Source organism: Polaromonas sp. P1_G1, from assembly GCF_056405595.1.
In genome coordinates, this window is record NZ_JBFUBU010000130.1 from 1 (window position 1) to 589 (window position 589).

1 pseudogene is annotated in these 589 nt (G+C 67.4%); it reads right to left on the reverse strand.

Features of this window, described 5'->3' with window-relative positions:
* A pseudogene (locus AC1D1Y_RS26070) lies at positions 1 to 442 on the reverse strand (imidazolonepropionase); the annotation flags it as partial.
* Positions 443 to 589 lie beyond the last annotated feature (147 nt).

Here is a 589-nt window from a genome sequence, read left to right on the forward strand (position 1 = left end):
CGCTCAGGCCATAGCCCGATTTGATTTCCACCGTGGTCACGCCCTCGGCCATCAGGCTTTGCGCGCGGCGCATGGCGCTGGCCAGCAGCTCTTCGTCGCTGGCGGCGCGGGTGGCCGCCACGGTGGAGCGTATGCCACCACCCGCGCGGGCTATCTCTTCGTAGCTGGCGCCCTGCAGCCGCAGTTCAAACTCGGCGGCACGTTGCCCGCCATAGACCAGGTGCGTGTGGCAGTCCACCAAGCCGGGCGTGAGCAGCGCGCCACCCAGGTCGTATTCGTCTTCTACCTGCTTGGCTTGGGCGGTGGGCAGGGTCGATGCCGCACCGGCCCACACGATGCGGTCGCCCTGCGTGAGCAGCGCGCCGTCTTCTATCCACCCCCAAGGGGTGTTGCCGTGCAGGGTGGCAAGTTTGGCGTTGCGCCAGAGGGTGAGGGCGGTCATGGATAGCCTCCAATCGTGGCGCTGGATGGTGAAAAGCCCAGCCAGTAGGCGCACAGGGCTGGGGCGTTGTCATCGGCCACAAACTGCCAGGTGGCGCTGCGCGGCGTGCTGTGCCACAGCAGTGTGTGGGCAGCCAGGTGTACGGTC